Here is an 8,898-nt window from a genome sequence, read left to right as displayed (position 1 = left end):
GCCGTATGCCGCCTTGCCCCGTGGGCGTCCGGCGTCGCGCATCTGGTGGGCCGTCTGCCTGTTTCGCCGCTGGATCGCCCTCAGCTCCATCTGTGCTCCCAGGGACTCCATCGAGAACCGCAGTTCGTCAGAGTCGTCGCTGAGGTCCCACGGGCCATCGTGCCCGTAGGTCACGAGCAAGCGGCCCGACACCTTCATCATCTGGCCGGTGGCCAAGACGTCGAGCTGGTTGCGTCCGATCCGGTCGACTGCCGCGCCCGCGATGCCGTCGTACGGACCCATCTCGCCGCGCAGCCACGGGCCGAGCTTCGGCCGGTCGAGCGGGTTCATGGCGCCCGAGACTTCCCAGTCGTCGGCCCATGCGATGATGTGACCGCCTACGGCCTCGACGGCACTGATCACCTGGTCTTGTTGCTTTTCCGGGGGGCTAGTCTTGTCAGTCGTTCGGGACAGTCGGCGGACGCCAACCAAGCACTTGCCGCATCCGTCGTAGTCTGTGACCAGCACGCGATCTATCATTCCCCGGTCTCCGTCTCGCTGCCATGTATTTAGAGACGGCTCCTGCAGGGGAAGTAGAAGGGACTACCGTGTCTCAGGGCACTGCACTCGCATCAGCACGTCCGCTCCGCCGCCCCGCGCGGGTGGTGCTGGCGGCGTTGACGCTGCCGGCCGTACTCGCGCTGGCCGGATGCGGCGATACGACGAACGCCGCGGCACCAGCGATCGCCACGGCGACCGGGTCCGCGGTGAACAGCGCCGCCGTGCACGGCGCGATCTGCGCGAAGGTCGAGTCCGCGTGGGCCAAGTTCGTCCCGAACGCCGGCTACAGCGTGATCACCAAGCGGCTCACCAGCGGACGCGAGATCCAGATCTACCGGTTCGACAACCCCGCGTACGTCCGGGTGAGCACCGGGCTGTACGGCTCGCTCACCGGCAACCGGGAGTTGCAGCTGGCCCGCGACGTGGACGTCCTCGCGGGGTCCGCCGGCGACGTGAACAACGATCCCGGCCAGACCATGTCGCCGAGGCAGTACCTGGCCACGGTCAAGGGGGCCGCGGCGGTCGTCGCCAAGGACTGCGGCACGACGCTCTACATGCCCGCCTGACCCGTCTGAGCCGCCTGACGGCGCGTCAGAGGTACTGCCCGGTCGAGGGCTCGGCGGTGATCGTGCCGAGCCCCTCGCGCCCGGCCTTGAGCGCGTAGAGCTCCGCCAGGGTCAGGCCGCGCACGGGTACGGTCTCGCCGACGCCCAGCCACTCGGCGGCCTCGCCCGCGCTCAGCGGGCCCACCTCGATCTGCGCGAGGCAGCGGCCCGGGCGGACGACGGCCGGGTGCAGCCGGCCGAGCGGCTCGTTGGTGGTGATCGCCACCAGGATGTTCTGGCCCTGGCCGAGCAGGCCGTCCGTCAGGTTCAGCAGCCGGGACAGCGCCTGGCCCGCGGTTTGCTTGGCCTCGCCGCGGATCAGCTCGTCGCAGTCCTCGAGGATGAGCAGCCGCCAGCGCCGGTCCTGCTGCCCCTCGCCCATCACGACCTCGAGCAGGTAGCCGGGCTCGCTCAGCAGCCGCTCCGGGTCGAGCACGCAGTCCGTGCGGCACCACGAGCGCCACGCCCGGCCGAGCGCGCGCAGCGCCGTCGTCTTGCCGGTGCCTGGCGGTCCGTGCAGCAGGATCAGCTTGCCGCTCACGTCCGCGGGCTTGAGCTCCATCAGCCGCTCGAACTGGCCGGCCACCGGCGCCGAGTAGTTGCGCCGCAGCTCCGTCCAGTCCTGGGCCTCGATCGCCCGCTCCTGGTTGACCGCGCCGTTCGCCGTGGCGTGCCAGAAGCCGAGGCTGACCCGGTCGTCGCGCTCCTTGACCTTGCGCCGCACCAGCCGCGCGGCCTGCTGGCCGATCCTGAGCGCGGTCCGCTGGTCCCGCGCGGTCACCGTCACCTCGCCGTGGCCGGGGTAGTAGCGGTGCACGAACATGCTCCAGCCCTCGCCCGCCGCGTACAGCACGCGCTGGCCGGTCCTGGCCTCGCGCAGCAGCTTCGCGCCCTCCGGCAGCCGCCACGGACCCGGCTTGAACGCCGCGACCTTGACCACGTGGGCGTGCGGCTCGCGGCCCTCCGCGAACGCGGCGAGGAACAGGAACTGGCAGATCGTGACGACGTCGACATCGTCGTCCACCGAGCCCCAGTCGAACCACGACCCGCGCCCGCCGGGCAGCGCGGACTCGCCGAGGAAGGACTTCCCCTCGGCGATTTCGCGCAGCAGGTCGCGGGTGGCCGCGGTCCCGTTCTCGGTCATGGTCACGAGCGGCCATGATCCTCGGCCGCGGCCCGCCCGTCCACTGGTTTGGTCCCACGTCATACGGTGCGCATACGGACCGGTATCGAATGAGTAACGGCCAGCAATTGCGTGGATTATCGTCGAGATGACTTGCAACTGCGGCACTAGTCTGGGTGACTGTGACGCAAACACGAGCTTTCCGGATCGGCGAGGCCGCCGAGTTGCTCGGAGTCAGCCCGGACACCGTCCGGCGCTGGATCGACGCGGGCCGCCTGCCCGCCGATCGAGGAGGGGAGAGCGGCGGACACCGCACCATCGCGGGCCCCGACCTGGCCGCCTTCGCGGCGACCTTCGCGGACACCGAGATGCGCGAGCGCTACGGCGCCGTCTCCTCGGCCCGCAATCGGATGCGCGGGATCGTCACCCGGGTCGTGCGGGACGGGGTGATGGCCCAGGTCGAGATCCAGTCCGGGCCGCACAAGATCGTCTCGCTGATGAGCCGGGAGGCGGCGGACGAGCTGGGTCTCGAGCCCGGCGTGCTCTCGGTCGCCGTCGTCAAGTCCACCAACGTCCTCGTGGAACGGATCGAACCCTGATGTCTGCCCTCACCCCCCGCCCGCTCCGCCCGGCCCGCCCGATCGCGGCGGTGGCCGTGATGGCGCTCGCCGGCGGCGCGCTGGCCGGCTGCTCCTCGTCCTCCTCGGGCGGCACCGCGGCCTCGAGTTCAGCCTCCGGCAGCAGTCAGGCGCTGTCCGGTAGCATCACCGTGTTCGCCGCGGCCTCGCTGCAGAAGACCTTCACCAGCCTCGCGGGCGCCTTCGAGAAGGAACATCCGGGCACCGCGGTGAAGTTCTCCTTCGGCGGCAGCGACACCCTCGCCGCGCAGATCACCCAGGGCGCCCCGGCCGACGTGTTCGCCTCGGCCAACCAGAGCACCATGCAGACCGTCCAGCAGGCCGGGGACACCACCGGCACCCCGACCGTCTTCGTGAAGAACACCCTGGAGATCGCGGTCTCCCCGGGCAACCCGAAGAACATCAAGACCCTGTCCGACCTGACCAAGCCCGGGCTCAAGGTCGCGCTCTGCGCCAAGACCGTGCCCTGCGGCTCCGCGGCCGTCAAGGCGCTGGCCGCGGCCGAGGTCTCGCTGACCCCGGTCACCTACGAGACCGAGGTCACCAGCGCCCTGACGAAGGTCGAACTCGGCGAGGTGGACGCGGCGCTGGTCTACCACAGCGACATCCTCGGCGCGGACGGCAAGGTGGACGGCGTGGTCTTCTCCACCGCCTCGGACGCGGTCAACTCGTACCCGATCGACGTGCTCAAGGGAGCGACGAACACGGCGGTGGCGCAGGCCTTCGTCTCGTTCATCCTCTCCTCCTCCAGCGAGCAGGTCCTGCTCAAGGCCGGATTCCAGGCTCCGTGACGGATCAGCGCGGCGGAGTGAGGCGGTCGGGGCGCCGGCTCAAGCAGGGCCGCGCCCCGATCGCCCTGCTGGCACCCTCGCTGCTCGGCCTCGCCTTCCTGACGCTGCCGGTCATCGGCCTGCTGGTGCGCACGCCCTGGCGGAGCCTGTCCGGGGAGCTCGCCGGCACCGACACATGGACGGCGCTGCGGCTCTCACTGGAGTGCGCGACCGCGGCCACCGGGGTGAGCCTCGTGCTCGGGGTGCCGCTGGCCTGGCTGCTGGCGCGCACCGACATGCCGGGGCGCGGCGTGGCCCGCGCCCTGGTCACCGTGCCGCTGGTGCTGCCCCCGGTGGTCGGCGGCATGGCGCTGCTGCTCGTCCTCGGCCGCAACGGCATCCTCGGCATCTACCTGGACCGCTGGTTCGGCGTCACGCTGCCGTTCACCACCACCGGCGTGATCGTGGCCGAGTCCTTCGTCGCGCTGCCCTTCCTGGTGATCACGGTCGAGGGCGCGCTGCACGCGCTCGACCCGGCCATCGAGGAGGCCGCGGCCACCAGCGGCGCCGACCGCTGGCAGATCTTCCGCTGGATCACGCTGCCCGACCTGCTTCCGGCCATCGCCGCCGGCGCCGTACTCTCCTGGGCCAGGGCGCTCGGCGAGTTCGGCGCCACCATCACCTTCGCCGGCGACTTCCCGGGCACGACGCAGACCATGCCGCTGGCGGTGTACCTCGCGTTCCAGACCGACCCGCAGTCCGCCATCGTGCTCAGTCTGGTGCTGCTCGCCGTCTCCGTCACCCTGCTCGCCGTGCTGCGTGACAGGCTTTTCACCCGCGTTTAACGTGTTAAGGGTCTTCTTAACTCGAATTCGCAACCACCTGTCTCGGTCGGACGTCACTACCTGCGGCTGAACCAATGGACGTGGGTGAAGAGGCGATGGCGGACCACATAGTCAATGAGGGTGCTGACGAGGCGGAACCGGTTCCGGTTCCGGAGCTCGAAGCGGACGGGCCCTCAGCGGAAGCCGGGCCGGAACCGGACGCCGAGCCCGCCGAGCCGGAGCCGGACTCCGAGTCCGATCCTGCCGATTCGGATCCTGCCGCGTCCGAGTCTGACCCCGAGTCCGTCGAGCCCGCCGAGCCAGTCGAGCCGGAGCCCGAGAGCCTGCGCTCGCTGCAGCGCGCCCGCCGGTCCAAGCGCCGTCGCCGGTTCAAGATCGCGCTGCTGGCGATCACCGCGACCACGGCCGTCGGCGCCGCCACCGTCTTCGGCCTCGCCGCCTGGGACATCCAGCACCTGACGAAGAACCTCAAGCACACCGCGCTGCTCCCGGCCGGGTTCACCGAGCCCGCCGAGTCGGTCGACGCCTACGGCCGCTCGCCGATCAACATCCTGTTGATCGGCTCGGACACCCGGTCCACGGGCGCGGACTGCAGCCTCGGCGGGGACTGCGGCACCGGCGCCAACGCGGACAGCGAGATGATCGTGCACCTGTCCGCCGACCGCAGCAACGCCACCGTGCTGTCCATACCCCGGGACACCGAGACCGACCTGCCCGACTGCGCAGGCGGCGGCCGCGGCATGGTCAACAGCGCGCTGCAGTACGGCGCGTCCTGCCAGGTGGCCACCGACGTCAAGCTCACCGGGATCACCATCGACCACTACATGATGTTCGACTTCTCCGGCGTGGTGGACCTGTCCAGCGAGCTCGGCGGCGTCCCGGTCTGCGTCTCGGCCTCCGTGCACGACCCGAACTCCGGCCTGACGATCAGCGGCGGGACGACCAACGTCGAGGGCAAGCAGGCGCTGCAGTTCCTACGGACCCGGGACGCCTTCTACGACGGCTCCGACCTCGGCCGCGAGCAGGCGTCGCACATCTTCCTGTCCTCGCTGCTGCGCAAGGTCAAGGCCAGTGCGACGCTCACGAACCTCGGTGAGCTGCAGTCGATCGCCGAGACCGTCACCCGGTACACGACCGTCGACAACGGCCTCGACAGCGCGACGGCCCTGCTCAGCCTGGCCAACGACTTCGGCGAGGTGGACGCCGACCGCACCACCTTCCTGACGATGCCGTGGCAGCAGGACACCGACACCGGCGACCCGAGCTACCAGGACCGCGTCGAGGCCTCCTCCGACGCGCAGGGGGTCTTCCAGGCCATCCAGCAGGACAAGTCGTTCACGACGTCCGGCGGCTCGAGCTCCTCGTCTTCCGCGTCCGCCTCCGCGTCGGAGAGTGCCTCGGCCACGGCGTCGGCTTCGGCGAGCGGGTCGGCCGGCGCCAGTGCCACGGCCTCGGCGTCCGCCTCGAAGTCCTCGTCGCCGAACGCCTCCGAGGAGGCCGCCGCGCGGGCCCACCCGATGCACGTGAACGTCGTCAACGCGTCCGGCACCACCAACCGCCACCAGACGGTCGTGCAGCAGGTCTTCCAGGACGGCTTCGTCTACAGCTCCGGCAGCGACGCCACGGCGACGCAGGCCTCGACGACGCTGGTCTACTCGGCCAAGGAGGTCGCCGCGGCGAACGAGCTGGCGACCGACCTGCACCTGCCGTCCTCGGCGCTCAAGGAGACCGGCACCGGAACCACGCTCGTGCTGACCATCGGCACCGACTGGACGACCGGGGCGACGTACTCGACGGCGGGCAGCAGCTACTCCGCGAGCGCCGCGATCTCGGTACCCAGCGACTCTTACGAGGAGAATGGTGCGAACAGCGCCGCGTGTGTCACCGCCAACCCGCAGTATGAGACAGGTTCCGGCACGTCGAGTGCATCACAGTGACCTGAGGTTGACATCCTGCCTCCGACCGGCGCGGACGCTTGAAACGGACGTATGCAATTGCGCCCTCGTGTCGCACTGTGCTCCGGAGACGAAACTCCGCGCCCATTTTGTGACAGCGCGGGGCTATCGGAGGGGCGCTCGGCCCGATACTCTCTGGTCCGTACCACGTTCGCGATTTACCCCAGCACCCACGGTGACCTGCACTTAAGGAAGCTGCGAGTGAGGGTGTGGACGCGGAGAGTGCCCGAGGCGGCGGGTGCGTGGATCGCCTTTTTCGCGGAAGGCCGACCCACCCTTAGACGAGTGCGGCGTAAGGGTTGGCGGTGAACGCGCGCGGTGGCGTTCCGGATTGGTACGGCCCAGAACTGAACCGTTTCGAGCCCGCTGGAGTGGAACAACCGTGGCGCGTCAGTCAAGCCGCATAGCGCGCCGAGTCTTGGTCTCGGCCATGGGCGTGCGTTCCGTACGCTCGATCAGTCCCCAAGTGGTGTTGGGTCTCGTCGTGACGGAGCTGACCGCGCCCGCCGCGCTCGCGGAGGCCCGGCGGCTTACGGCCGGCGCGCTGGAGCGCTGGGGCCTGTCCGAGCGCGCGGGGGACGCCGCACTGGTCATCAGCGAGCTGGCGGGCAACGCGTTGCGGCACGGCAGCGGCCCGGTCCAGCTGGTGCTGCGGCGCAAGCCCACCCCGGCGGGCACGGCCGTGGAGTGCACCGTCAAGGACGCCGGGAAGTGGCGCGGACTCGGTGTGCCGGAGCGCGCGGAGGTCGAAGCCGACCTGGACGCCGAGGGCGGCCGCGGGCTGTTCATCGCCCGGGAACTGGCCGATTCGCTGATCGTGCGCGCGCCGCGCTACCGGGCCGGGACGGTCGTCACCGCCACCTTCACCTCCAACGGCGTCGAGCCCTGCGCGGAGCCGAGCGCCGCCAGCCGCGCCCGCCGCGCCTGGGAGCGCCGGGTCCGCCGTTCCTGGCCGCTGCGCGGCGCCGCCGGATCCTGACCTTCGCCCCGCGAGCGCGCCCCCCGAGTATTCCGCCGCGCACCCGCGCCCTTCGGCCCTTTTTCGTACCCTGATGCGGTCGTTTTGTCATGCCATGCCGGAATTTCCCCGCTGAACAAACGCATTCAGGTATGGGTCCAACTTTATAGCGTACCGCAGGGGTCAATACTACGGAACCTGATTCACGGAATCGTTACGTAGTCGACATGCCTACTCCACGCGGATTCAGTGTGCTGAGTGATGGGGGCGTGATGCGCTAAGAGTCGCCCCCGAACACGGCATCCGCGCCTGCTACCCACGGGCACGGCAAAACCGCTGAAGGAGTCTTATCCATGCGCATAGGTGCGTTCCGCAAGACTGCTCTCGCTCTCGCCGGCGGCCTCGCCGCCACCGCTCTCGCCGGCTACCCGGCGCACGCCGCGACCGGCACGTACACCGGTTTCGTGTTCAACACGAGCTCGGTCTCCGAGCCGACGATCTACGACTTCATCAACTCGGCGACCACGACCCTCGACATGACCATGTACGAGCTCGTCGACACCACCGCCGTGAACGACCTGGTCGCCCGGGAGAAGGCCGGCGTCACCGTCCGCGTCGTCCTCGACGGCCAGCACGCCTCGTACAACTCGTCCGCGATCTCGAAGCTCAAGGCGGCCGGCGTCGGTGTGGTCGAGTCCAACACCTCGCGCTTCACCTACACCCACCAGAAGACGATCACGATCGACGGCGACCAGTCGATGATCCTGACCGGCAACCTGACCTCGAAGTACTACACGACCAGTTGCGACTACGGCGTCATCGACACCGACGCGACCGACGTGGCCGCGATCGAGAAGGTGTTCAACGCCGACTACGCCAACACCGCGATCACCCCGGGCGACGGCGACGACCTGCTCTGGTCGCCCAACACCGCCACCAGTCGCCTGCTGTCGGTCATCAACGGCGCCACCAAGACGTTGGACGTCGAGGAGGAGGAGTTCAGCAGCTCTTCCCTCGTCAGCGCCGTGGTGGCCCGCGCCAAGGCCGGCGTGCAGGTGCGCGTCGTGGTCGAGGACCCGTCCTCGTACTCGTCCGAGGTCTCCGAGGTCAAGGCCGCGGGCGGCACCGTGGTCGGCTACTCGAGCAGCACCGGTTACTACATCCACGCCAAAGCCGTCGTCGCCGACTACGGCCTGTCGGACGCGACCGTCGAGCTCGGCTCGATGAACTGGACGTCGAACTCGCTCGACAGCAACCGCGAGCTCGGCATCATCCTCAACGACACCGGCGTGGAGAAGGTCGTCGAGACCCAGTTCAACTCGGACTACGCCGGCGGCACGGCCCAGTAGGCCGGCAGCCGCGTCATCCGCGTCACAGCGTCCTGATCAAGACTCCGGCCTCCGCTCCCTGGGCGAGCGGGGGCCGGTGATCCGCGCCTACTACCCACAGGCACGGCACAACCGC

The 8,898-nt window shown here is 69.7% G+C and carries 9 protein-coding genes; 7 read left to right on the top strand and 2 right to left on the bottom strand.

Annotated features, from left to right (window positions below; all coding sequences use genetic code 11):
• On the bottom strand, positions 1 to 507 hold a 507-nt coding region (locus VG296_RS25040; protein ID WP_325569745.1), incomplete at its 3' end, for a recombinase family protein.
• 80 nt (positions 508 to 587) lie between these two features.
• On the opposite strand from VG296_RS25040, the gene VG296_RS25035 reads away from it, so the two are divergent.
• Positions 588 to 1,106, top strand: coding sequence for a hypothetical protein (locus tag VG296_RS25035; RefSeq protein WP_325569743.1), 519 nt, complete (start codon positions 588 to 590; stop codon positions 1,104 to 1,106).
• Positions 1,107 to 1,131: 25 nt separating this feature from the next.
• Here the strand turns inward: VG296_RS25035 and VG296_RS25030 are convergent, their stop codons facing one another.
• Positions 1,132 to 2,289, bottom strand: a complete 1,158-nt coding sequence (locus VG296_RS25030) for a DUF5925 domain-containing protein (protein WP_325569747.1) — start codon at positions 2,287 to 2,289, stop codon at positions 1,132 to 1,134.
• Between the two features lie 161 nt (positions 2,290 to 2,450).
• On the opposite strand from VG296_RS25030, the gene VG296_RS25025 reads away from it, so the two are divergent.
• From VG296_RS25025 to VG296_RS25000, 6 genes are all read left to right on the top strand, one after another.
• Complete coding sequence (locus VG296_RS25025; protein WP_325569741.1) at positions 2,451 to 2,867, top strand: helix-turn-helix transcriptional regulator; 417 nt, start codon at positions 2,451 to 2,453, stop codon at positions 2,865 to 2,867.
• A complete protein-coding gene (gene modA / locus VG296_RS25020) occupies positions 2,867 to 3,697 on the top strand; it encodes a molybdate ABC transporter substrate-binding protein (protein WP_325569739.1) in 831 nt (276 codons plus the stop codon). The genes VG296_RS25025 and modA overlap by 1 nt, the downstream gene beginning before the upstream one ends.
• A complete protein-coding gene (gene modB, locus VG296_RS25015) occupies positions 3,694 to 4,521 on the top strand; it encodes a molybdate ABC transporter permease subunit (protein ID WP_325569737.1) in 828 nt (275 codons plus the stop codon). Before modA ends, modB begins: the two co-directional genes overlap by 4 nt.
• A 95-nt stretch (positions 4,522 to 4,616) precedes the next feature.
• Complete coding sequence (locus tag VG296_RS25010; protein ID WP_325569735.1) at positions 4,617 to 6,458, top strand: LCP family protein; 1,842 nt, start codon at positions 4,617 to 4,619, stop codon at positions 6,456 to 6,458.
• 502 nt (positions 6,459 to 6,960) lie between these two features.
• Positions 6,961 to 7,455, top strand: coding sequence for an ATP-binding protein (locus tag VG296_RS25005; RefSeq protein WP_325569733.1), 495 nt, complete (start codon positions 6,961 to 6,963; stop codon positions 7,453 to 7,455).
• A gap of 332 nt (positions 7,456 to 7,787) precedes the next feature.
• Positions 7,788 to 8,783 (top strand): phospholipase D-like domain-containing protein, encoded by a 996-nt coding sequence (locus VG296_RS25000; RefSeq protein WP_325569731.1) that lies wholly within the window; start codon positions 7,788 to 7,790, stop codon positions 8,781 to 8,783.
• Positions 8,784 to 8,898 lie beyond the last annotated feature (115 nt).

Origin of the sequence: Actinospica sp. (assembly GCF_035552695.1) — a bacterium.
Taxonomy (GTDB): Bacteria; Actinomycetota; Actinomycetes; order Streptomycetales; family Catenulisporaceae; genus Actinospica.
The sequence above is the reverse complement of the archived record's forward strand: the minus strand, read 5'-3'. Positions and strand labels throughout refer to the sequence as shown.